The following is a 23,023-nucleotide window of genomic DNA, read 5'->3' as shown; positions in this document are numbered from 1 at the left end:
TTAAGGTTCGCCCCGAAGCAAGCAAGGAGCCTCAGAAAAAACTGAAAGCTCAGCTAACAACTCATTTATTTGCAGTTACCAATCAGGTATTAACTAAGGAAACGCCATGCGTATCGCAATTCTTTCTCGCAACGAAAATCTATACTCTACTTCTCGCTTAAAAGCGGCTGGAGAAGCACGTGGTCACCAGGTCGATGTTATCGACACGCTGCACTGTGATATAGATATCGCGAGTAACAATCCGAAGATTCGCTACATGGGTGAAGAGCTACCTCAATACGATGCTGTTATTCCACGTATTGGCGCTTCCATTACCTTTTACGGGACTGCGGTTGTTCGCCAATTCGAAATGATGGGCACTTTTTGTATCAATGAGTCAGTAGCAATCAGTCGTTCTCGCGACAAACTGCGCTCACTACAATTGTTGTCTCGCAAAGGTATTGGCTTACCAAAAACAGGTTTCGCTAGCCGCCCAGACAAGATTCAAGACTTGATCAAAAACGTAGGTGGCGCGCCACTGGTTATCAAGCTTCTTGAAGGTACTCAAGGTATCGGTGTGGTTCTAGCAGAAACAAACAAAGCAGCTGAAAGCGTTATCGAAGCATTCATGGGCCTAAAAGCGAACATATTGGTTCAAGAGTTCATTGAAGAAGCTAATGGCGCAGACATCCGTTGTTTTGTTGTGGGTAACAAGGTTATTGCAGCAATGAAGCGCCAAGCTGGTGAGGGTGAATTCCGCTCTAACCTGCACCGTGGCGGTACAGCTCAACTGGTTAAACTAACCAAAGAAGAGCGCGCAACAGCGATCAATGCAGCTAAAATCATGGGGTTAAACCTATGTGGTGTCGATATTCTACAATCTAAGAATGGCCCTGTTGTAATGGAAGTGAACTCTTCTCCAGGCTTAGAAGGTATCGAGAAAGCGACAGGCAAAGATGTAGCAGATATGATTTTCGGATTCATCGAGAAAAATGCAAAACCAAACGCTAACCGTACTCGTGGCAAAGGCTGATTAAACGCCGTTTACTCATGATTGGAAAAAACATGAACAATAAAATGATCATAGGGAATACAGAAGCACTTTGCTTACCAGAGTTAGGGATAACTGGACTACATACGCGTGTTGATACAGGGGCTCAAACCTCTTCTCTGCACGTAGACAATCTACTATGTGTAAAAACAGACGGTGAAAACTTCGTTGAGTTCGATCTTCACCCAGATGTTTACCACCTAGAAGAGACCGTACGCTGCAAGGCGAAACTGAAAGCAAGTAAAAGAATCAAATCATCTAACGGCGAAGTTGAACACCGTTGTGTGATTGAAACCATGCTAAAAATCGGTGGTCAAGAATGGCCTATCGATATCACGCTAAGCAACCGTCAGGATATGACTTATATGATGCTGCTTGGTCGTCAAGGCATGAGTGACAAAGTGATTGTTGACCCAGCAGGTGAGTTTCTAATTTCTCACTAATTGAACTGCTCCACAGCTCAAATAGTGAGTCAACAACACACACTAATAAAGGCCAGTCTTTGAGACTGGCCTTTATTATTTGTGGCGATTTTTTTTATTGTTAAACCCAAATCGCCAAACAGATTTAACCAAACCTTTGAGTTTAATTTTAGTCACTCGCCAATGTGTCACGGGCCTTCTTGGCGCACTCAGCAACAAATGTTCAAATGCTTGCTCACTCAAATTCACTTGTCCCCCATGCGCCACCAGCAAGGTGTCGACCTGCATGTCATAGATACGAGACACCGACGCTCGATACTTATTGGGATGAAAAATTGGGAAAGGCGGAATCAGCTTCTTTTTGACCTCAACCATTAAGTCCGCCACATAGGCAATACTGTGTGATGGGCAATAGACGGAAAGATCTCTGTCAGTGTGACCCGGTGTTTCTAGAACTAACCAGTCATCAAACCCCGGAATGCTATCACCATCCGACAACTTGAAGTCGGGCTTTAACTTTCTTGAATACCACAAATCTGCTTTTGGCTTGCCCAATCGGTTCGCCATCCATCGTGCCAATGCCAGATCGGTCAGATGCATCAAAATGCCATCAATGCCGTAATACCAATCCTTGTCTCGGTTTGCTGCAACCAAATGACAATTGGTCAGCTTTCTGAGCTTGTGCGCTGCTCCTGCGTGGTCTGGATGCATGTGCGTAACCACAACCGTATGTAGATCAGCAAAATCACGCACAAGCTCAGTTTCGATGAAATCCTTCAAATGCGGGATGTCGGCTCGACACGCACCATCAAGCAAGAGCAACCTGTCAGGGTACTCTACGAGATACATGTCTTGGATATAGCCTTTAATGGTATGCAGCTGCAAACCCACTCCTTGTGATAAAACAACTGGTCAGACCTTTATATTAGCAAATCCAACTTTAATTGTGATCATTTTGTTAAAAACAATAATCTAAAACCGGATAGATAGCTCGCATCAAGATTTCCACTGGTAACCACTAAATTACTCAAATCCAATTCAACTCAGTGCAATGGGAACAAATTTCAAAGATGATCATCAATTTAATCCGATGTTTTTCATCATTATTGAATGCTCACATTATCGGAAACCTTGTTCTATCAACCTTTCAGATAAAGCTTATGAATCTATTTGTCGTGACAACAAAACATGTGATTTGTTAGCCCGAGTTATTCGGACTATATATGCGCCTCTAATTTATTGTCTGAGTGCTATACATGAACCAATTGATCGATGCTCTTTCTACCCAAGGTTATTTCGTTTGGGACGACTTCTTAACTCACGAAGAAGTGGTGGCATTGAGGGATTGCATTCCAGAGAACTGGAAAAAGGCTAGGATCGGCCGTAACGATGATGTAGCACGAGAAGCAACGATTCGTAGTGACAAAATTCAGTGGGTACGCCGTGATATGGGTCAGCCAGCATCTCTGTTTTTAGACAAGATGGAACAAATTCGTTTAGCGGCAAACCAAGCGTTCTTTTTGGGTCTGTTCGAGTACGAAGCGCACTTTGCTAAATACGAAAAAGGCGACTTCTACCAGAAGCACTTAGATTGTTTCAAGGGCAATGAAAACCGCCGCCTGACTACTGTGTTCTACATGAATGATGAGTGGACAGAAGAAGACGCTGGTGAGCTCGTGGTTTACGATCTAAAAGACAACCACATCGCGACCATTCCACCAAAGGGTGGTCGACTATTGGTATTCTTGTCTGAACAATTCCCACACGAGGTTCTGCCTACTAACACAGAGCGATTCAGTATCGCTGGTTGGTTCCGTATTAACGGCGTGAAAGACAACCAATTGGACATCGCGCACTAAAACTGTATCCACATCGAACCTTCTTCTAAGCCTCTCCATCGAGAGGCTTTTTTATTGAACAACAGTTGTTCAATAAAACGTCTTAAAAACCGAACATGTTCAACATCAAAACCATCAATAACTTTACTCTTAAATAAAATCGAAACGAATCTTTCATATCACTGAAACGGTTTAGCCACGTAAGTGAAATATGGCCTGTTCAAGATAGCTTCAAACGACACCCCTACCGTCTCGTTAATACTCTAATTCAATACCTCTACATCGATTTCATCCAAAAGGAAAAGAAGATGAATAAGCTAATTTTGGCAGGCGTTCTTTCCGCAACAGCGGCAATGCCAGCGTTCGCAACGACTCAAGTCACTTGGTGGCACGCAATGGGCGGCCAACTTGGAGAAACCGTCAATAAGATTGCGACTGACTTTAATGCGTCACAAGATGATTACAAGATCACGCCAATCTATAAAGGTTCATACACAGAGACCTTAACAGCGGGTATCGCGGCATATCGAGCAGGCGAAGCTCCTAACATTCTACAAGTATTCGATGCCGGTGCTGCAACCATCATGAACGCTAAAGGTGTCGCCAAACCCGTACAAGATATTCTGGTTGAGTCTGGCTACAACTTTAATTCGAACGACTACCTAGCGGGCGTTCGTAACTTCTATGCAGACAGCCAAGGCAAGATGATTGGTATGCCTTTCAACAGTTCGACCCCAGTTCTTTACTACAACAAAGACCTTCTTGCGGAAGTCGGTGCAGAGGCACCTAAAACTTATGAAGAACTAGAAGTTGTTGCTAAAAAGCTGAAGGAAGACGGACACATCGCGTTTTCTCAATCTCTAACGCCATGGATCATGTTCGAGAACTTCAAGTCTCGCCATAACCTGCCAGTCTCTGACCAGAACAACGGCTACGACGGCCTATCCACTAAGATCATGTTCAACACCAAAGACATGATGATGCACGTTAGCAAGATGAAAGAGTGGTCAGATCTAGGTTATTACAAGTATTACGGCAGCGATTGGGATGCAAACCAAACGCCTTTCGAGCGCCAAGAAGTGGCAATGTGGATGGGCTCTTCAGGTTCATTCGGTGGTTTACGTAACCGCGTACCTTTCGAGTTAGGCACAACTTACCTTCCATACTGGAAATCGGTTAACCCGGATGCTGGCTTAACCTTCATTGGTGGTGCCGCTCTGTTTGCACTCAATGGTCATGACCAACAACAAGACAAAGGTGTGGCTGCATTCTTTGACTACCTGACTAAGCCTGAAACACAGGTTTACTGGCACAAAACCACGGGCTATGTACCTGTAACAACCGCTGCATATGAACTAGCGAAAGAGTCTGGTTACTACAAAGAACAACCAGACGCAGAAGTGGGTGTTAAGCAGCTAAGCCTTAAATCGGGCGAATGGACTAAGGGCTACCGCTTAGGTTATTACCCGCAGATCCGTGAAGTGATGCACCGTGAGTTCGACAATATCTTCGCTGACCGCTCTAGCGTTGAGAACAGCCTAGACAAAGTCGAAGATGAAAGCAGCAAGCTACTAAAACGCTTCGCTCGCACGATGAATTAGGTCGGCTCGTTAGCTAAAGCTGCTTTATTAACTCAGAAGTTTCTGTTTAGAAGCTTAACTAACCAAAGCAGTAAATTACTCCTCACGTCTTGTCAGCACCCTCGAATAAATAGAGTCATGACGAGGCGCGAGGAGATTATTCATTAGCGCCATTTCTTGCTCCAACAACGATAACTCAACTGGATGCATTCCTTGATATCGCGCTAGTGATAACTGTCACTAGCTAGTGGTCAACTTTTAATAACTTTTTGGGATTACCCTGTGGAACGACGTCAACAATTCTTTCACTCTCCGCTGCCTTACCTATTTTTAGCACCTCAGATACTCATCATTGCGGTTTTCTTTATCTACCCAGCGGCAAAGGCAGTTTATCTCTCCTTTATGCTGGAAGATCCTTGGGGCACATCTTCTCTATTCGTTTGGTTCGAAAACTATCAAATGCTATTCGAATCGAGCGAGTATCTCAGCTCAATTGGCTTTACCCTGATGTTCGCGATTGTGGTTTCTTTCCTATCGCTTGCCTTGGCTTTGCTGCTCGCCGCAAAAGCCGACAATATCATTCACGGACAAGGGGCTTACAAGGTCACTCTCACTTGGGTGTACGCCGTTGCTCCTGCGATCGCAGGCGTAATCGGTGCTTTCTTGTTTAACCCACACATTGGCGTGTTTACCGAGTTATTTGCAGTTATTGGTTGGGACTTTAGCTTTCAGACCGATCCTATAGATGCCACGTTTGCTCTGATTTTAGTGTCGGTTTGGAAACAGGTTTCGGTGAATTTCATCTACTTTCTGGCGGGACTTCAATCGATCTCTTACGCGGTAAAAGAAGCAGCGATGCTGGATTGTACCAGTGACTCGAAACGTTTCTGGACCATCACTTTCCCACTACTGGCCCCTACTGGCTTCTTTCTGTTGGTCATCAACCTCACCTACTCCTTCTTTGAAACCTTTGGCGTGATCGACACCATGACCAATGGCGGTCCTGGTGGCGGTACAACTTCGTTAGTTTACAAGGTGTATCGAGACGGCTTTGTTGGTGCCGATTTGGGCGGTAGTTCAGCGCAATCTGTAGTGCTTTTAGTACTGGTACTCACTCTGACTTTTATCCAGTTCCGCGTTGTAGAAAAGCGTGTTCACTATTAACCCTTCAATCGCGCTACTTATCGGCAATAGAGAGCAACCACCAGTGAAAGCCAAGCGTGCAATGAATTACGCGACAGGAGTTATTTATGAAAAGTAATAAGGTCTCTGACCACCTAATTTTAATTGCTGGGATGCTGTTTATGTTGGTCCCTATCTGGCTAATCTTCGCCAGTTCGACGCATAACCCAAACACCATTGTCAGCGATGGCCTGCAATGGCTCCCAGGCGATAACTTTACCGCCATTTATAGCGAAGCTTGGAACAAGAGTATGGGCTTTAGTGGCGAAGTCACCGCCAGTAAAATGATCGCCAACTCGATGATCATGGGGCTCGGTTTTGCGATCGGTAAGATCTTAATTTCGATGATGGCCGCGTTTGCTTTGGTCTACTTTAGACTCCCTTACGCCACGGCGTGGTTTTGGCTGATCTTCGTGACGCTGTTACTGCCATTAGAGGTTCGTATTATCCCTTCCTATGAAGTTGTTGCAGGGCTCGGGCTTCTTAATAGCTACACAGGTTTAATTCTGCCTTTGATCGCGTCAGCCACCGCGACGTTCTTTTTTAGGCAGTTCTTCAAAACCATCCCCGACGAATTGCTAGAAGCCGCACAATTAGATAACGCAGGTCCATTTAGGTTTTTGATCGACATCTTACTGCCACTGTCTAAAACCATGATCGCCGCAATCTTCATCATCATGTTTGTGGTGGGTTGGAACCAATATCTGTGGCCAATCATGATGACCACCGACGAAGGCTACAACACCATCGTGATGGGTATCAAACAAGTACTCAACAACATCAATGAAACCAGTTTACCACGCTACGACTATGTTTTCGCCATGGTCATTTTAGCCATGTTACCGCCCGTTTTAGTGGTGGTTGTATTTCAGCGTTGGTTTGTAAAAGGGCTAGTAGAAAGTGAAAAATAATAACGACACAACTCAAATGAAAGATAACCATATTCAATCGCTAGATGAGTACAAAGCTTCTCAAAAAACTATCCACAAAAATACAGAGGACTCGCAAATGACGACTCGTCATCAAATACTTGGTCACCACCAAACAAACAACGGACAGACGCGTAAGACACCAATCATGTTGAGTATCAAGAACTTGGTCAAGACTTACGAAAATGGTCACCGTGCCGTTAAAGGAGTATCTCTTGATATCGAAAAAGGTGAATTTCTCGTGTTAGTTGGCCCTTCAGGCTGTGGTAAATCTTCTATTTTGCGCTCCATTGCTGGGTTAGAAAGCATCTCTGGCGGTGAGATTCACTTAGCCGGTCGTCGAGTCGATACCGAGAAGCCAGCAAAGCGCGATATCGCAATGGTTTTTCAGAATTATGCGCTCTACCCACACATGACAGTGTATAAAAATCTGGCTTATGGGTTAAAAAACCGAGGTGTCAGCCAACACACAATTGAAGAGAAAATTGAGAAAGTCGCCAAGACACTCAAAATCGAAGAATATCTCAATCGCAAACCCGCTAAATTGTCAGGCGGTCAACGTCAACGTGTTGCCATGGGACGAGCGATCGTGCGCGACCCTCAACTGTTCTTGTTTGATGAACCTTTATCTAACCTAGATGCCTCACTGCGTGCTCACATGAGGTTAGAAATCAAAAAGCTGCAACGCGAGCTTGGCGTGACCAGTGTTTACGTCACTCATGATCAAGTTGAAGCCATGACACTAGCTGACAGAATTGTGGTACTCAACAACGGTCAAATAGAGCAAGTCGGTACACCAAGAGAGGTCTACCACCAGCCAGCCAGTACCTTTGTGGCAAGCTTCATTGGCAGCCCTGCGATGAATTTCTTACCAGCAACACTCGACGACGGCTACCTTGAAATTGGCGACCAGCAAATGTACTTGCCCGAATACGCCCACGTAAAAAACACATCCATCACACTTGGTATTCGGCCAGAACACTCTGAGGTTTGTGCCGATTTAGTCATGAACGCGCTGCCGCTTGAATTACGCATCAGCGTGGTTGAGCCTTTAGGGCCAAATCAATTGGTTCATGGCCTTGTGAACGAACAACCCTTTATCGCTGTGACACCCGAAACGGCGCTGTGCCAAGCCGTCCCTCTCGGACTAAGCATCGATAAATCCAACCTGCATATTTTTGACAATCATGGCAAACGCATTCACCCAAATAACTTCACATCACAGGAGTCACACGAAGATACGACAAGCTTAACGACGGCTCTAGCTTAATCGAGTACACTGATAATTAATGCGTTTTTACGGTGCGTCTTTAAGAAGGATTAATTATGTCGTCTATCATCGTAGGTCATCGAGGTGTAGCAGGTACTCACCCAGAAAATACCAAAGCAAGCATTGAACAAGCCGCAAAACTCGGTTTGAAATGGGTGGAAGTTGATATTCAACCTACACAGGATGATCAACTTGTGGTTTGTCACGATCACACACTAGAACGTTGTAGTGATGGTAAAGGGCGTGTCGATGAGCACACGCTCGCAGAGCTGCGCCAACTTGATTTCGGAAACTGGAAATCTGAAGAGTTCTCTGGAGAAAAAATACTGACGCTCTCAGAGCTACTTGGCCTAGTTGAACAACACGGTCTTAGCGTTAACCTAGAGATCAAGGTCGATAGCAGACATCAAGCCCCGCATGTGGTTGATCTGTTGCACTCAGAATTGATCCGTTCAAATCTGGATACAGATAGGATTTTATTATCTAGCTTCAGTCATCAAGTGATCGTTGAAATCGCTCACCATTTACCGAGATACCGCGTTGGCGTGATTACCGAACAACTGACTCAAGCCGATCTGATGCTCATTGATAAGGTCAAAGCGTTCAGCTGCAATATGAATTATGAACACGTAAATCAGAGCGATCTTGATACGCTTAACGAAGCAAAAATTCAAACATGGTGCTATACCGTGAATGACCCCTCTCGCTTCAAATTCCTTTCAAAAGTGGACGCGGTATTCACTGATTTTCCAGATAAATTCAGCGCTATAAATTGACCTGGTAAATACCAGAAAATAACCTTTAACGTCTTTGAAATTAACCCCGAGAAACCTGCAAATTAAGTAGTAAACACAAGTGAGTAGGAGTACATTCCGCTACTCACTTGGTTTCATTAGCTCGCTTTTCTTAAGCAGCTTCATTGGTTACTTCATTTATGGATCTCATTTTTAGTCCAACTTTCCCAATTTTGGGTGCAATCTTCATTTTCGCTGCCATAGTTCGTGGCTTCTCAGGTTTCGGTTTCACCCTAGTGGCATTGCCATTAAGTGCGTTATTCGTGCCTGTTATCGAACTCGTTCCCGTTTTCATGCTGATCGACCTGTTAGGCAATATCCAATTATTACCGAAGGTTAAACATCACGTAAATTGGCGCTGGGTTTCGAAGGTGTTTATTCCTTGCTTAGCCTTCACCCCTGTCGGCTTAATCCTGCTCAAATCCGTGAACCAAGATGCGATAATCTTGATCATAAGTGCATTTATCTTCGCCTCTGCACTTATGATCTACAAAGGGTTCCAGTATCAAAGTGAGCCTAGATTTGCTCCTTATCTTCTGGGAAGCCTTGCTGGCGTAATGAATGGTGCAGCATCAATGTCAGGGCCTCCTGTTGGTACACATGCATTAGCTAGCCCAGTAGAGCCTCACATTGCAAGAGCGGGCTTAATCGCTTTCTTTGTTTTGGCCGATTCGAGTGCATTTGTTTCTGCTTCGATAGCAGGCTTAGTAAACCGAGATGTGATCTGGCATACCGCAGTTCTTTTACCAAGCAGTATGTTGGGTGGCTATGTGGGTTCTAAGTTGTTTGAGAGATTTGGCGGAGAGAAATTCAAGCCCGTCACGATTGCACTGCTCATTGTAATTGCTATCTTCAGTGCAGGTCGAGTCTTACTGTAACTGGCTCTAGCGCTGATTTCGGCAATTGTTTTTGAGAGTTGTTTTGAGAGTTGTTCAGGGAAATTGGGTGCCGATATCCTACCATTCAATATGGATAGGGGTACCCATTCCAACTAATTCGATAAACTGATCCATATCTTGATTGGTCAATGCAATACAGCCATCAGTCCAATCGAAGCTTTGGATAAAACTAGGTGAACGCCATTCACCATTTTTAATACCGTGGACTTTGATATTGCCACCTGGGTCGACCTTGTTTTTTTTGGCCCATTGCTTATCGGAAGAACGCGGGTAATTAATGTGCACCGAACGATAGAAATCAGAGTCTTCCATGATGTAATCCAGTTGATACTGACCTTCTGGCGTGCGGTTATCCCCTTCAAAACGTTTATGCCCTTTTGGTTCCTTGCCCAACGCTATTCGAAACTCCTGAATGACCTCATTCCCTTTCAGCAGATACATTCGACGTTTAGATTTATCAACCTTCACCAAAGTCACAACTTGTAACAACGGATCGATTGAAGAATCGGTATTTTGTTTTGTGTAAATTCGGCGGGATGTCCATTGAGATAGTTGGGCGAACTGCTCGCTATTAGTATTTTGAATAACGCCATTTTTATGCGAGTCTTGGTTAAGGATAGGCTTTGGAGGCACTGATACTGATGACGTTGGAGTGCGACTAGATTGAGAAGGTGCGGACTCAAACACAATAGTTTCAATAGCTGTTGCATCTGAAACGATTTTTTCTACGACTAACTTGTTACCATAGACGGGGACATCCACGATTGGAGATGTTTCAGCATAAACAATCTGCATCGACACAACTAAATAAGCGAATAAAGGAGCAAACAGACGCACGCTTAAATCTCCTCAAATCGCATAGACATGGTTCGTGATTGCGTCTCCATACCCAAGGATTCATAAAAACTCTGAGCTTGTTGGTTGAATTCCATCACTTCCAAACGGAGTTCAATGGCTCCTCTCGCTTGAGCCCACTGATTAAATGACTTCATTAATGACTTACCAACACCTTGGCTCTGAACTTCATCGTTAACTACAATCGTATTCACTCTCGCGATCTTGTGAGGTTGGATAAAACTCACCCCGCGATTCTGCGTAACTTTCCCAGCCAAAAATCCTATAACTTGACCACCCTTAACAGCGACTAAGAAAGCACCAATGGGATCGAGCATCAGCCCCAACCAGTACTCTTCACTATCTGAAAAAGATTGAGACGCGGGAGCAAACACCATTGGAGCGCCATGATGATGTTGGCGATTTATCTGGTCAGAAAGCTCTAAGATCGAGCGAATATCAGTTACCTTGGCTGTCCGAACTTGCATATCATTACCTTATTTAAATTCCATAATACTTTAGCAAAAATGCCTTCGTTATGCACCGTTGTAACTGAATCCCAACGTGTCCCATGATTCCGTATTTTTGATATAAGGCAACATTTGGGAACTAATTGTTCCTCAATTCTCAGACACATTCGATGACGTGGAATGCTACTATCTCTGCAGAATCAACACACTAACGACTGGATACCTATATGATTAAGTTTGCTGTAATTGGAACCAATTGGATCACTCAGAAGTTTGTTCAAGCTGCCCACGAAACTCAATCGATGAAACTTGCTGCAGTTTATTCAAGAAACATAGAGAGCGCCTCTCAATTCGCTCAAGAGTTCAATGTTAATACAACCTACGACTCGCTTGATGCTTTGGCGAGTGATAGCACTATCGAAGCGGTCTACATTGCTTCACCAAATTCATTGCACTGCACACAATCCATCTTAATGATGAAACATGGCAAGCATGTCATATGTGAAAAGCCTGTCGCATCCAATATCGATGAAGCAACTCAAATGTTTGAAGTCGCAGAGCAAAACGGTGTGGTGCTTTTTGAAGCGTATAAATCTCAATTTCTGCCAAACTTTAAACAAGTGCAACTCGGATTAGAAAAAATCGGCAAGGTACATAAGGCACACATCAATTACTGCCAATATTCATCGCGTTATCAGAAATATCTAAACGGAGATAATCCTAATACCTTCAATCCAGCCTTCTCTAACGGCTCTTTGGTCGATATCGGCTTTTACTGCGTAGCCGCAACAGTTGCTCTGTTTGGCAAGCCAGAAAGTGCACATGCTTCAGCAAAACTGCTTGATTCTGGCGTTGATGCGCATGGCTGTGCGGTCTTCCAATACCCAGAGTTTGACGTAACCCTTGCGCACTCCAAAGTCAGTGACTCTTACGCACCAAGTGAGATCCAAGGTGAGTGCGGCGCGATCATCATCGATCACATCGCCGAATGTACCGATGTTAAGATCCGATACCGAGATGGCCGCATTGAAAATCTCACTCAAACACAGAGCGAGAACTCAATGAGTTACGAAGCGCAAGCTTTTGCAAACTGTATCGGTGGGGATAAAACAACACAAGCTGAAGCGGAAAAACGCGCTTTAACAGTTGCTAAGTTAATTACAGAGATGCGTCAGCAAGTTGGTGTCGTTTATCCTGCGGACAAATAAACTCGCTTAGTCAGTTAACAATATGATTTTTAAGATCTCTTAATTTATACATAATCAAATTTAATCTTTACGACAAATAACCGGATTAGTCGATTAACGTACCATCTGTTTAAATCCGCGTTCGATATCTATCGTATTAATTTAATTTATTGAAGGTGTGTAAAGTGTTTTCAGTTGATGATCGCGTTGTTGCAACAAAAGGTGTTGAGCTTGGTGAGATGGTAGTTACAGGCCTAAGTGCTGGTGGTTACTACGTTCACGTTAAAACTGTAGAAAGCGCACTGCCGCTTACTTACCCAATGCAAGATCTTAAAAAAGCATAGTTTGATTGCTGTGTTCCTTTAGTAGTCACTCTTCTAAAGATAACAATATTGAGGCTTTGGTTGACTTCACTCTTCTGCATTAGAGTGGACAATCAGAGCCTTTTTTATGCCTGCAATTCCCTCAATCTACTGATTATCTTATACATAGAGTAGAAGCCTCAGGCTAAACTTGGGCCATACAGTTAGACGGTAGCCATTTAAACCAAACACTTATTGTCCGCCTAGACTTCTGTTACATTAGCGTCATCTGATACTTGTATTGACTATGAACTAAGGGAAGCTATGAAGCTTTACATTTACGACCACTGCCCTTTCTGTGCAAGAGTTGCCTACATCGCTCAATCTCTAGAATTGAACATCGAGCTTGTCTCTGTGGATTATGACGATGCTCAAACCCTTATCGATTTGATCGGTAAAAAAATGGTACCGGTCTTACAAAAAGATGACGGTTCTATCATGGCGGAGAGCTTAGATATCATCGCTTACTTTATGAATTTGAAATCAAGCGATGAACAGCGAGAACCTTCAGAGCAGGTGATTCTGTTTCAAAGCCGCGCATTCCCGTTGAGTCAGCGTATTGGTTTGCCACGTTGGTGGAAACTGGACCTTGCCGAATACCAATCACCAGCAAGCAAAGAAGCATGGCGTGCAGCCAAAGAAACCGAAGAACTCAACTTCGATAAGCTGATTGAGCAAACACCACAGTTTGTTGATCAGATTAACCCGTTATTAAAAGATACTGAGCTTCTACTGAACCTAGAAAATGGTCAGTCGTCGCTACCGCTTATTGACCAAGCTGTGTATTTTTCTATGTTGCGCGGTTTCTGCGTTGAGCCAAGCATCACGTGGCCACCAGCACTTGAGCGTTGGTTAGAACACCAGAGCCAAACACTTAAGCTTTCGCTGCTTCGTTAACTCGTTAAAAACAAAAAGAGAAGATCACCGATGAACTTCTCTTTTTAAACACCCTATACCCCTAATTAGAGCAAGCGTCTTCTCAACCCTGTACGCTCCAAGATCCGTGTAGAAATTTCTTCAACTGATAGCGAAGAAGTGTTGATATAAGGTATCGCTTCTCGGCGGAACATCGCCTCTACAGTCTGTAACTCATACAAACATTGCGAATCACTGGCATACTCACTGCCTGCCAATCGGTTCTCACGGATTTCAGTCAATCGTTCTGCATCTATGGTCAAACCAAACAGCTTATGTCGGTAAATCTCAAACTCTGGCAAAAGCTTCAAACGCGCTAAATCGTCATGGATAAATGGGTAGTTCGCAACGCGCAAACCAAATTGCATTGCCATGTATAAGCTTGTCGGTGTCTTACCGCTTCGAGAAACACCCAGTAAGATGATGTCCGCCTCTTCCAGGCCTTTTAAAGTAATGCCGTCATCATGCGCGAGCGTATATTCAATTGCTGCAATACGGTCGAAATACTTAACCGAATCCTTATTTACACTGCGTGAGCGCTGTAATTTAGGAACCGGTGCCATTTGAATATCATCCTGAACCTTTTGAACAATACTTTCCAATACGTCATAACAGTGAGCTTGCGCTGTAAGTAATTTCGCTTTGATATCTGGGATCACAATAGAAAAGAACACTAACGGCTCTAACCCGGTATCACGATACGAAATATCAATCTCTTTTAATAAATCAGAAAGTTTGTCCTCACTTTCCACAAACGGAAAGGTTTTTTCATTGGCTTTGAATGGGAATTGACCTAGAACAACATGCCCTAAAGTCTCACATGTTATGGCCGTTCCATCAGAAACATAGAATACATCACGACTTTGAATATCAATTTGCATTTTTTATTTAATGTTTAAAATTATTTTGAGTAGGATGGTAACCATAATATAGATAATAAAACCCTGCTGACTATTACGTCCCCCACAGCTTTAGAAAATAATTTACATTTTTTTAAACTGATACGTAATCGTTTGCCTTTAAATCCCTACAATGCTTGCTATGTTTCTGGAGAAATAAATGCAAAATAATACCCTATGGTTCAATGGCCTATCCATGGAAGATGTCGACAAAGTCGGCGGTAAGAACGCCTCACTGGGCGAGATGGTTTCTAACCTATCCAATGCTGGTGTTTCTGTACCTAATGGTTTTGCTACCACTTCGTATGCGTTTAACGACTTTCTTGACTACAAAGGTCTTGATGAGCGCATTCACCAACTACTTGATGAACTTGATGTTGAAGACGTTGACGCACTGCGTAAGACAGGTGCAACGATTCGACAATGGGTTCTAGATGCCCCCTTTCCTGAATCACTAGAGCAAGACATCCGCGATAACTACCGCGAGCTGATCGAAGACAACGAAGAATTGTCTGTTGCGGTTCGTTCATCTGCAACCGCAGAAGACCTTCCAGATGCTTCTTTCGCCGGCCAACAAGAAACCTTCCTTAACGTGAAAGGTATCGATGCGGTACTCGAAGCAACCAAGCACGTTTATGCTTCACTGTTTAACGACCGTGCCATCTCTTACCGTGTACACCAAGGCTTTGATCACCGTGGAATTTCATTGTCTGCAGGTATCCAGCGTATGGTTCGCTCAGACAAAGCCTCTTCAGGTGTAATGTTTACGCTTGATACTGAGTCTGGCTTCGACCAAGTGGTGTTCATTACCTCTTCTTGGGGTCTAGGTGAAATGGTTGTACAAGGCGCGGTGAACCCAGATGAGTTCTACGTTCATAAGCCAATGTTAGAAGCGGGTCACTATCCAATCGTTAAAAAGACATTTGGTTCTAAGTTGATCAAGATGATCTACTCAACCAACCAAGAGATCGGCAAGCAAGTTGATATCATCGACACCGATACACAAGAGCGTAACGAGTTCTCACTGAACGATGAAGAGATCAAAGAACTAGCGAAACAAGCGATGATCATCGAGAAGCACTACCAACGTCCGATGGACATTGAGTGGGCAAAAGATGGCATCGACGGTAAGCTTTACATCGTCCAAGCTCGTCCTGAAACCGTATGTTCTCAAAGTGACCAAAACGTTATCGAGCGTTACGAACTAAACAACAAGGCGGATGTCTTGGTTGAAGGCCGTGCTATCGGTCAACGCATCGGTTCAGGCCCTGTTCGCTTAGTTGATTCTCTAGACCAAATGTCATTGGTTCAAGAAGGCGACGTACTGGTAACAGACATGACAGACCCAGACTGGGAACCTGTGATGAAGAAAGCGTCCGCGATTGTGACTAACCGTGGTGGCCGTACTTGTCACGCAGCAATCATAGCTCGTGAGCTAGGTATTCCTGCAATTGTTGGTTGTGGTACAGCGACAAGCAGCCTGAATGACGGCGACACAGTAACAGTGTCATGTTCAGAAGGCGAAACCGGCTACGTTTACAACGGCGAACTCGACTTTGAAATCAAACGTTCTGAAGTTGATGAGCTGCCAATGCTGCCAACCAAAGTCATGATGAACGTAGGTAACCCAGATCGCGCATTCGACTTTGCACAGATTCCAAACGAAGGTGTTGGCCTTGCTCGTTTAGAGTTCATCATCAACAAGATGATCGGCATTCACCCGAAAGCTCTATTGAACTTCGATGCTCAAACTGACGAGCTAAAAGCAGAAATCAGTGAGCGTATTCGCGGCTACAAAGATCCAATCGATTTCTACGTAAGCAAGCTGACAGAAGGCATCGCGACTATCGCATCTGCATTCTGGCCTAAGCGTGTAATAGTACGTATGTCTGACTTTAAGTCGAACGAGTACAGCAACCTAGTCGGTGGTAAAACGTTTGAACCACATGAAGAGAACCCAATGCTGGGCTTCCGTGGCGCATCTCGTTATATCTCACCAGTATTCGAAGACTGTTTCGAGCTAGAGACTCAAGCGATCAAGCGTGTTCGCAACGAAATGGGTCTGAAAAACGTTGAAATCATGATTCCATTCGTTCGTACTCCAAGCGAAGCAGCATCGGTTATCGACATTCTGGCTAAGTTCGACCTTCGCCGTGGCGACCAAGGTCTGAAAGTCATCATGATGTGTGAACTACCATCGAATGCAATTTTGGCTGAAGAGTTCTTGAAGTACTTCGATGGCTTCTCTATCGGTTCAAACGACATGACACAGCTGACGCTTGGTCTTGACCGTGACTCTGGCGATGTTGCACACCTATTCGATGAGCGTAACCCTGCTGTAAAAGCGATGCTGAAAATGGCTATCGACGCGGCAACCAAAGCGGGTAAATACGTGGGCATTTGTGGTCAAGGCCCATCTGACCATGATGACCTAGCGGAGTGGTTAATGGAACAAGGCATCAGCTCTGTATCCCTAAACCCAGACACGGTTATCGATACATGGTTGAAGCTTGGTAACGTAGCAAATAAATAACGCTTAGCGCGAGACCTAAACGACAAAAGCCAGTCACGATGACTGGCTTTTCTAGGTTCTTTGCATGTTAGCAAACTAGGGGTTAGAAGTAGTATCTCACACCAATCCAAGCCTCGGTTTGCCAATCATTCGGCATTGACACACCTTTCACATCAACATCTGCTTTGGTAATGTCATAACGCGTATTCAACCACCAAGTTCTTGCACTGTTCATCGGTACATTTAATGATGTTTTGAAAGAGAAGTTCTGCATATCGATGTCATCGCCAGAAAGATCCTGCCACTCTGGTACTAAAGACACATAGGCGCCAAAGTCACCGAGATGCTTCGCGGTAATCAAACCAAGAGAGTATCCCGTTAAATCATCTTTAGATGAAGTAACACCAGGGATCTCCATGCTACCTGTCATCAACCCTGCTCTTGGAAATACAAGAAATCCACCGGTATAAGCAGGATTAATCGCAACAACCCCGCCAACCGACAACAAATCGTTTTTGATGTTAGTACGCGTATTAATGTAATCTAATGACAGACCCACTTTAGGTGTCGCCTTAGTACCCGTCTCAAATACATGGAAATACTGGACTCTAGAGTTACTGTACTCAGTGCCAAACTTGTCTGGATCGCGAAGCGCTGTGTTACTTTCATCGACAAACGTCGCTTCAGCAAGTAGGGCAAACTGTTGACCGTTTTCTAAACCGCCAGAAACTTGTCCCTGAAATTGGATATCTGAGCTACCGTTCAACATCAATGCAGCTTGAGTATAAACTTTGGTGACATCAGCCGGGTCGATAACACGTTCGGACTCTGCATGTGCAGGCAGCGCTAAACCTAAACTCAAAGGGATCAATAGAGCAAACTTTTTCATTATATATCTCGAAAGTCGTTTGCTTCCTCCTTGAAGCCTGGAACATCCTGTTGGGTTATAAGTAGATTATTTGTCGGCAAGTAGTTTCGCTGCAGAGCGCATCAGTGCCGGGCCTTTATTCTCACCAAAACCTGAGTGGTATGGGTTGGTTGAAAACATCACGCCTACAAAATCACGCTCTGGGTCGATATAGATAAACTGGCCAAGGTTGCCACTTTTCGACATCGCACCGTCATTGAAGATATAATCGAATTGATAAGCGTTGTAGTCGGCCTTTTCGTTAAAAGCATGCACTGAACTACTATCTTTGCTGGTGCCTTCGAAGGTTTTCGGATCGCCACCATTATGAATGCGGTCAATCACCGCTTGTGAGATCACAGGCTCATCAGCAACGGCTTTCCAGCTCGGTGTAAATAACGTTCCCCAACGTGCCATATCTTCTAAGGTCGTCGAAACCAAACCTACCGCGATACCCATTCCATCAGGTGTTAGGTTGATCTGCATAGGCTGACGAGCATGTACCTTAGACCAAACACGGTCTTCAAATACCTCAGTCCAAGTCTTGTTTTCAATGTTTTCGACTAGTTTGGTCAAAACCATGGTATTGATTGAGGCATAGCGGAAATGATCACCAGCTTTCTCACCCTCTAGTTTTTGTGCTCCTTTCGCAACATTCATCCAAGTTTCCATCTCACCGGTTTTAGCTCTTGGTGAATTGAATGATGCGGCGAAGAAACGCACTACGTCAGAATCAGGATTCAATATTGATTCGAGCGTTTCTTCATTGTCTAACGCAGTCGACATGTTGAGCACTTGATGGACAGTGATTTCTTCCCAATTACTCCCTTTTAACTCGGGAATGTAATAAGTAATGTCTTGTTCTGGATCGACTTTACCTTCTTCAACCAGCATAGCGACTACTGCACCTACTGTCGTTTTCGCTGTTGACGCCCAAACGTGGCTATCTGTAGGGCTCATGCCTGGATAAGCCTGATAAACAATTTCACCCTTGTGAATTAACATGAAGCCTTGAGTTCTGAACTGCTCATCCGCTAGGTATTGCTCCATTGTCAGCTCACCTTTGGTTTCGGTGTTTACGGTTAATTTAGCAAGGCGTGAATCGATGTTTTTAACCAGTGGCTTATATTCAGCATTAGGAGCGGCAAGAGCAGTCGGCATAAATTCACTCATGTGCATGTTGTAATAGACACTATGATCACCACCCATTTGCCAATGGAAATTATTGAAATTTTCACGAGCTGAATCAACGAAACCAGGAGTAAAAGATTGGTGAGCATCTTTTACAGGTAGAGTAACCTGCGCGCCTTCAATCTTAAGCGCAGCTTCTACTGGGTTTTCTGCAAATACAGTCGATGACACAGCAAGCGATGAAATCGTGAGTGATGAAAGAATTAGGGCAATAGGTGTAAGTTTCATGTTCTTCTCCTCTTTGGGTTAGAAGAAGTATATGAAGTTGCGCTACACTTAATTAGGTCATTTGGTGACATTTATAGGTAATACTAACAATAATGAAAGCATCATCGAACATAACTAACATACTATTGAGCTCTACCAGTAATATTGCCCCGTACATTGCATATTGTGACAAGAGATCGCTTGACTGGCGCAGTGTCGCTATCGAGTGCGGTTTACCAATTGAGCTAACACAGTCTAACCAATGGCTCCCTACCCAAGATTTAATTCTTTTTATTCATCGACTTGAGCGTAAGTTTGGTTATTCGATTGGTATTGAAGTTGGGCGAAAAACCTCTCTCGAACAACTTTCACCACAGCTACACCATGAGATAGAGAAATGCATATCGTTAGAACAAGCCATTCGTTGTTTGATCGCTGAAATGCCTAGTTTGAACAACCACGTCACGATATGGACCGAGAAAAAAGATGGCTTGTGGTGGTTATGTCATCGCAGTTGCTATCATCCATCAACCTCTGGATTTGAACAATCCGAATGGTTTAGATCTCTTACAGTGATTACCCTATGCCGTAAGTTTATAGACGACCAGTGGCAACCATCACGCGCTAAACTTGTCTCTACCAACAACGGTGCGCGTCAGTTACCTAAACACTTTTTTAATTCTGATATTCAGTTTGAGCAACAATATGGTGCGATTGCGATCCCACTGCCCGACGACTATCGCGCTATCTCAGAACAAAATAGTACCCAAGATTGGGATCAAGCAGTAAAGACACTGATAAACACTTACTCGACTTTACCTTGGTTCAATATTGAGTGGTTTGCGACCATGCTCGGCATGACAAAACGAACACTACAGAGAAATCTAAAGAGTAAAGGCATTCTTTTTAAAGAAGCCAAAGAACAAGTTCGTGAAACCAAGGCAAAACGGCTACTCGAAGAGACCGACCTTTCAGTTCAAGAGATCAGTTGGCAAGTTGGTTACAGTGATTTGAGCAACTTTAACCGTGCTTTCAAAGGTTGGGTTGGTATCACAGCACCAAGTTATCGGCACAAAGCGAAACATTAGAAATAGTCGACTTAAAAACCTTTAGACCCAATCCGCCAATATAAAACTCAGAAACAAGATACGACACCGTAAATTTCAATAAGCGAACGCATAAAGTTGCATCGCACAATGCTCACATACCGATGAAACTGTGCAAAGGTAATATCGATAGATCTAATAACAATTATTGGTATCGAGCTGACCTTACGTTATCCTTTACGCAATTCTTCATTGAGAGGTTTGTCACCACAACAAGCCTAACTTCAAGACCGATAAGAGTGTTATGAATTCTACTACCGCAACTCCCTCGCCTTCTCTTGGCCGACAACTCTATACAATGACATGGCCAATGCTATTTGGGGTACTTTCCCTGATGAGCTTCCAACTTGTAGACAGTGCTTTCATTGGCCAACTGGGCGTGCTACCGCTCGCTGTTCAAGGTTTTACACTTCCGATACAGATGATCATCATTGGTATACAGGTCGGGCTAGGAATCGCAACGACCGCGGTAATTGCAAGAGCCATTGGCGCGAATGAAACGCGCTACGCTAAACAGCTTGGTGGATTAGTGATTGCGATGGGCAGCGTGAGTGTCGCGCTTTTCTCTGTCATCATCTATCTGCTTCGTGGGCCAATTTTACAATTGTTGGATGCGCCACCGACGGTATTACCGATCATTGATTCTTATTGGATCTATTGGCTAGCCAGCTCTTGGACAGGAGCCCTACTCTACTTCTTTTACAGTGTTTGTCGTGCCAACGGTAATACCATGCTGCCCGGTTCAATGATGATCGCGACCAGTATCATCAACTTGATATTGGATCCGATTTTCATCTTTACTTTCGACATGGGCATCAATGGAGCAGCCATTGCGACCATTTTAGCGTTCGGTGCGGGCATCTTTATCGTTGCTCCTAAGGTAACTAAGAAACATTGGATGACATTTGACTGGCACGATCTCAACATTGGTAAGAGTGTTCGCTCCATTGGCAACATCATGGGACCAGCGATGATCAGTCAGCTGCTGCCACCCGTTTCATCAATGTTTGCCACTAAGCTACTTGCTAGCTATGGCACCGCTGCCGTTGCTGCTTGGGCGTTGGGTTCACGTTTTGAATTCTTCTCGATTGTCGCCGTGCTTGCACTAACGATGTCGATGCCACCAATGATTGGACGCATGTTAGGAGAGAACAACCTGATAAACATACGTAAGCTCGTTAAGATTGCAGTCATGTTCGTATTGGGTTTCCAGCTGGTGATAGCATTAGTGACTTGGTTATTTTCGAGCGGACTGGCCAACCTAATGACCAGTGAAAGCGAAGTATCAACGATTTTGAACTATCACCTACTGATCGTACCTATTAGCTTAGGGCCATTGGGAATCTGTATGCTGATGGTTTCTGTGTCTAACGCTCTAGGCAAGTCTTACACCGCCTTGACGATTTCAGCGCTGCGCCTGTTCGCCTTCTTCTTGCCTTGCTTGTGGGTTGGTTCGCAGCTTGCTGGTATTGAAGGCCTGTTCTGGGGTGCCATGGTGGGTAATGTGCTTGCCGGTACATGTGCTTGGTTTATGTACCAACGCGCACTTGGGCAAGTCGAGGCTAAGCTTTCTAATTAATCAGTTAGCGAACTAAACGGCTTGCCAGCTAAACCGCTATAAAGCTATAAAGCTATAAAGCTATAAAGCTATAAAGCTATAAAGCTATAAAGCTATTAAACGAAAAAGCAGCCACTTAGGCTGCTTTTTTAGTTTCAGACTTAAAATATATTGGGTTAGACTTGCTCAAAGTAAGCCAAAAACTCACCGCAATCTTTTTGGAATGGTGGCAATATTTCTGCTAGTGTTTCATCATCCCAATGCCACCATTCAAAGCTTTCTAATCGCTCGGCATAGCTAGGAGCATCAAACCGAGGACGCAGTTGCCAAACGCAATCGAGTATGGCGGTACTCCTTAAGCAGCGGTTGCCAACGAAAACAATCAAGCAGTTCAGGCCCTGCATCAACATAAATGAGTTAATCATTCCATTGTGTCAAAGTACTCCACCAGCCTAAAACTGCAGTACTTCAGTTTCATTCGGGACCATTTTAAAAGGAAGTTATTTTAAATACCCGAATTCCCTATGCTAATACATGCATTGAAAGATAAACACTTGTTTTCATATGATTTTCAGACAAAAAAAGCCCGCTGATTTCTCAGCGGGCTTTTCAATGGTGGTGGAGGGATAGGGATTTGAACCCTAGAACCGCTATTAACGGTTGCCGGTTTTCAAGACCGGTGCTTTCGACCACTCAGCCATCCCTCCAACAAATTGTCATCAATAGATTAGTACACTAATGATGTTGCTAATTGCATACGCAAATAGCGATACCTTTTGTCTTCACTTTTAAAAAAGTGAAAATAAATTTAAAGCCTGGCGATGTCCTACTCTCACATGGGGAAGCCCCACACTACCATCGGCGCTATTGTGTTTCACTTCTGAGTTCGGCATGGAATCAGGTGGGTCCACAATGCTATGGTCGCCAAGCA

The 23,023-nt window shown here is 44.1% G+C and carries 22 protein-coding genes, 1 tRNA gene and 1 rRNA gene; 15 read left to right on the top strand and 9 right to left on the bottom strand.

Annotated features, from left to right (window positions below; genetic code table 11):
- Positions 1-106: 106 nt before the first annotated feature.
- Both rimK and L8S15_RS16620 read left to right on the top strand, forming a co-directional pair.
- Positions 107-1,012 carry a 30S ribosomal protein S6--L-glutamate ligase gene (gene rimK / locus L8S15_RS16625; protein ID WP_010428457.1) on the top strand — a complete coding sequence of 302 codons (906 nt, stop codon included), beginning with the start codon at positions 107-109 and terminating at the stop codon, positions 1,010-1,012.
- A gap of 32 nt (positions 1,013-1,044) precedes the next feature.
- A complete protein-coding gene (locus L8S15_RS16620) occupies positions 1,045-1,473 on the top strand; it encodes a RimK/LysX family protein (RefSeq protein WP_010428454.1) in 429 nt (142 codons plus the stop codon).
- Between the two features lie 75 nt (positions 1,474-1,548).
- Here the strand turns inward: L8S15_RS16620 and L8S15_RS16615 are convergent, their stop codons facing one another.
- Positions 1,549-2,337, bottom strand: coding sequence for an MBL fold metallo-hydrolase (locus L8S15_RS16615; protein ID WP_280574260.1), 789 nt, complete (start codon positions 2,335-2,337; stop codon positions 1,549-1,551).
- Between the two features lie 371 nt (positions 2,338-2,708).
- On the opposite strand from L8S15_RS16615, the gene L8S15_RS16610 reads away from it, so the two are divergent.
- The 7 genes from L8S15_RS16610 to L8S15_RS16580 all read left to right on the top strand — a co-directional run bounded on the left by L8S15_RS16610 (position 2,709) and on the right by L8S15_RS16580 (position 9,923).
- A complete protein-coding gene (locus L8S15_RS16610) occupies positions 2,709-3,311 on the top strand; it encodes a 2OG-Fe(II) oxygenase (RefSeq protein ID WP_016769093.1) in 603 nt (200 codons plus the stop codon).
- 287 nt (positions 3,312-3,598) lie between these two features.
- The gene (locus L8S15_RS16605; RefSeq protein ID WP_010428445.1) at positions 3,599-4,891 is read left to right on the top strand and encodes an extracellular solute-binding protein; all 1,293 of its coding nucleotides are present in this window, start codon (positions 3,599-3,601) and stop codon (positions 4,889-4,891) included.
- Between the two features lie 261 nt (positions 4,892-5,152).
- Positions 5,153-6,034, top strand: a complete 882-nt coding sequence (locus L8S15_RS16600; RefSeq protein WP_010428443.1) for an ABC transporter permease subunit — start codon at positions 5,153-5,155, stop codon at positions 6,032-6,034.
- Between the two features lie 86 nt (positions 6,035-6,120).
- The gene (gene ugpE, locus L8S15_RS16595) at positions 6,121-6,963 is read left to right on the top strand and encodes a sn-glycerol-3-phosphate ABC transporter permease UgpE (RefSeq protein ID WP_010428440.1); all 843 of its coding nucleotides are present in this window, start codon (positions 6,121-6,123) and stop codon (positions 6,961-6,963) included.
- Positions 6,953-8,251 carry a sn-glycerol-3-phosphate import ATP-binding protein UgpC gene (locus L8S15_RS16590; RefSeq protein WP_280574255.1) on the top strand — a complete coding sequence of 433 codons (1,299 nt, stop codon included), beginning with the start codon at positions 6,953-6,955 and terminating at the stop codon, positions 8,249-8,251. The genes ugpE and L8S15_RS16590 overlap by 11 nt, the downstream gene beginning before the upstream one ends.
- Positions 8,252-8,307: 56 nt before the next feature.
- Entirely contained in the window at positions 8,308-9,027 is a 720-nt protein-coding gene (locus L8S15_RS16585; RefSeq protein WP_280574253.1) for a glycerophosphodiester phosphodiesterase family protein, read from the top strand.
- Between the two features lie 158 nt (positions 9,028-9,185).
- On the top strand, positions 9,186-9,923 hold the full coding sequence (locus L8S15_RS16580; RefSeq protein WP_010428431.1) for a sulfite exporter TauE/SafE family protein: 738 nt from the start codon (positions 9,186-9,188) through the stop codon (positions 9,921-9,923).
- A 78-nt stretch (positions 9,924-10,001) separates the two neighbouring features.
- Here L8S15_RS16580 and L8S15_RS16575 read toward each other — a convergent pair whose 3' ends face one another.
- On the bottom strand, positions 10,002-10,781 hold the full coding sequence (locus L8S15_RS16575) for a L,D-transpeptidase family protein (protein ID WP_016769090.1): 780 nt from the start codon (positions 10,779-10,781) through the stop codon (positions 10,002-10,004).
- Positions 10,782-10,783: 2 nt separating this feature from the next.
- Positions 10,784-11,266, bottom strand: coding sequence for a GNAT family N-acetyltransferase (locus L8S15_RS16570; protein WP_010428424.1), 483 nt, complete (start codon positions 11,264-11,266; stop codon positions 10,784-10,786).
- A 209-nt stretch (positions 11,267-11,475) separates the two neighbouring features.
- Between L8S15_RS16570 and L8S15_RS16565 the strand changes: the two genes are divergently transcribed.
- From L8S15_RS16565 to grxB, 3 genes are all read left to right on the top strand, one after another.
- The gene (locus L8S15_RS16565) at positions 11,476-12,456 is read left to right on the top strand and encodes a Gfo/Idh/MocA family oxidoreductase (RefSeq protein ID WP_010428421.1); all 981 of its coding nucleotides are present in this window, start codon (positions 11,476-11,478) and stop codon (positions 12,454-12,456) included.
- Between the two features lie 164 nt (positions 12,457-12,620).
- Positions 12,621-12,779, top strand: coding sequence for a hypothetical protein (locus tag L8S15_RS16560; RefSeq protein ID WP_010428418.1), 159 nt, complete (start codon positions 12,621-12,623; stop codon positions 12,777-12,779).
- A 282-nt stretch (positions 12,780-13,061) separates the two neighbouring features.
- Positions 13,062-13,694: a glutaredoxin 2 gene (gene grxB, locus L8S15_RS16555; protein ID WP_010428415.1), complete on the top strand. Its 633-nt coding sequence runs from the start codon at positions 13,062-13,064 to the stop codon at positions 13,692-13,694.
- Between the two features lie 65 nt (positions 13,695-13,759).
- On the opposite strand, the gene L8S15_RS16550 is transcribed toward grxB, so the two are convergent.
- The gene (locus tag L8S15_RS16550) at positions 13,760-14,593 is read right to left on the bottom strand and encodes a pyruvate, water dikinase regulatory protein (protein ID WP_010428412.1); all 834 of its coding nucleotides are present in this window, start codon (positions 14,591-14,593) and stop codon (positions 13,760-13,762) included.
- Positions 14,594-14,771: 178 nt separating this feature from the next.
- Between L8S15_RS16550 and ppsA the strand changes: the two genes are divergently transcribed.
- Complete coding sequence (gene ppsA / locus L8S15_RS16545) at positions 14,772-17,144, top strand: phosphoenolpyruvate synthase (RefSeq protein WP_016769087.1); 2,373 nt, start codon at positions 14,772-14,774, stop codon at positions 17,142-17,144.
- Positions 17,145-17,226: 82 nt separating this feature from the next.
- Here ppsA and L8S15_RS16540 read toward each other — a convergent pair whose 3' ends face one another.
- Both L8S15_RS16540 and L8S15_RS16535 read right to left on the bottom strand, forming a co-directional pair.
- Positions 17,227-18,012 (bottom strand): hypothetical protein, encoded by a 786-nt coding sequence (locus L8S15_RS16540; protein WP_010428407.1) that lies wholly within the window; start codon positions 18,010-18,012, stop codon positions 17,227-17,229.
- 66 nt (positions 18,013-18,078) lie between these two features.
- A complete protein-coding gene (locus tag L8S15_RS16535) occupies positions 18,079-19,449 on the bottom strand; it encodes a serine hydrolase domain-containing protein (protein WP_010428405.1) in 1,371 nt (456 codons plus the stop codon).
- Positions 19,450-19,541: 92 nt separating this feature from the next.
- Between L8S15_RS16535 and L8S15_RS16530 the strand changes: the two genes are divergently transcribed.
- Positions 19,542-20,516: an AraC family transcriptional regulator gene (locus L8S15_RS16530; protein WP_010428403.1), complete on the top strand. Its 975-nt coding sequence runs from the start codon at positions 19,542-19,544 to the stop codon at positions 20,514-20,516.
- 262 nt (positions 20,517-20,778) lie between these two features.
- Positions 20,779-22,113, top strand: coding sequence for an MATE family efflux transporter (locus L8S15_RS16525; RefSeq protein WP_016785945.1), 1,335 nt, complete (start codon positions 20,779-20,781; stop codon positions 22,111-22,113).
- 155 nt (positions 22,114-22,268) lie between these two features.
- Here L8S15_RS16525 and L8S15_RS16520 read toward each other — a convergent pair whose 3' ends face one another.
- From L8S15_RS16520 to rrf, 3 genes are all read right to left on the bottom strand, one after another.
- Entirely contained in the window at positions 22,269-22,502 is a 234-nt protein-coding gene (locus tag L8S15_RS16520) for a hypothetical protein (protein ID WP_016788865.1), read from the bottom strand.
- Positions 22,503-22,708: 206 nt separating this feature from the next.
- Positions 22,709-22,799, bottom strand: a tRNA-Ser gene (locus L8S15_RS16515).
- Between the two features lie 106 nt (positions 22,800-22,905).
- Positions 22,906-23,021: ribosomal RNA gene (gene rrf / locus L8S15_RS16510) — 5S ribosomal RNA — on the bottom strand.
- Between the last annotated feature and the right edge of the window lie 2 nt (positions 23,022-23,023).

Source organism: Vibrio sp. S/42/10 (genome assembly GCF_029890535.1).
In the GTDB taxonomy this organism is placed as follows: Bacteria; Pseudomonadota; Gammaproteobacteria; order Enterobacterales; family Vibrionaceae; genus Vibrio; species Vibrio cyclitrophicus.
Note: the sequence above shows the minus strand (reverse complement) of the source record. Positions and strands in the feature narration are given on the sequence as shown.

Excerpts from the sequence above, each read along its gene's own strand:
- rimK (WP_010428457.1), top strand. The coding sequence starts at position 107 with ATGCGTATCGCAATTCTTTCTCGCAACGAAAATCTATACTCTACTTCT.
- L8S15_RS16620 (WP_010428454.1), top strand. The coding sequence starts at position 1,045 with ATGAACAATAAAATGATCATAGGGAATACAGAAGCACTTTGCTTACCA.
- L8S15_RS16610 (WP_016769093.1), top strand. The coding sequence starts at position 2,709 with ATGAACCAATTGATCGATGCTCTTTCTACCCAAGGTTATTTCGTTTGG.
- L8S15_RS16605 (WP_010428445.1), top strand. The coding sequence starts at position 3,599 with ATGAATAAGCTAATTTTGGCAGGCGTTCTTTCCGCAACAGCGGCAATG.
- ugpE (WP_010428440.1), top strand. The coding sequence starts at position 6,121 with ATGAAAAGTAATAAGGTCTCTGACCACCTAATTTTAATTGCTGGGATG.
- L8S15_RS16585 (WP_280574253.1), top strand. The coding sequence starts at position 8,308 with ATGTCGTCTATCATCGTAGGTCATCGAGGTGTAGCAGGTACTCACCCA.
- L8S15_RS16580 (WP_010428431.1), top strand. The coding sequence starts at position 9,186 with ATGGATCTCATTTTTAGTCCAACTTTCCCAATTTTGGGTGCAATCTTC.
- L8S15_RS16570 (WP_010428424.1), bottom strand. The coding sequence starts at position 11,266 with ATGCAAGTTCGGACAGCCAAGGTAACTGATATTCGCTCGATCTTAGAG.
- L8S15_RS16565 (WP_010428421.1), top strand. The coding sequence starts at position 11,476 with ATGATTAAGTTTGCTGTAATTGGAACCAATTGGATCACTCAGAAGTTT.
- grxB (WP_010428415.1), top strand. The coding sequence starts at position 13,062 with ATGAAGCTTTACATTTACGACCACTGCCCTTTCTGTGCAAGAGTTGCC.
- L8S15_RS16550 (WP_010428412.1), bottom strand. The coding sequence starts at position 14,593 with ATGCAAATTGATATTCAAAGTCGTGATGTATTCTATGTTTCTGATGGA.
- ppsA (WP_016769087.1), top strand. The coding sequence starts at position 14,772 with ATGCAAAATAATACCCTATGGTTCAATGGCCTATCCATGGAAGATGTC.
- L8S15_RS16540 (WP_010428407.1), bottom strand. The coding sequence starts at position 18,012 with ATGAAAAAGTTTGCTCTATTGATCCCTTTGAGTTTAGGTTTAGCGCTG.
- L8S15_RS16535 (WP_010428405.1), bottom strand. The coding sequence starts at position 19,449 with ATGAAACTTACACCTATTGCCCTAATTCTTTCATCACTCACGATTTCA.
- L8S15_RS16530 (WP_010428403.1), top strand. The coding sequence starts at position 19,542 with ATGAAAGCATCATCGAACATAACTAACATACTATTGAGCTCTACCAGT.
- L8S15_RS16525 (WP_016785945.1), top strand. The coding sequence starts at position 20,779 with ATGAATTCTACTACCGCAACTCCCTCGCCTTCTCTTGGCCGACAACTC.
- L8S15_RS16520 (WP_016788865.1), bottom strand. The coding sequence starts at position 22,502 with ATGTTGATGCAGGGCCTGAACTGCTTGATTGTTTTCGTTGGCAACCGC.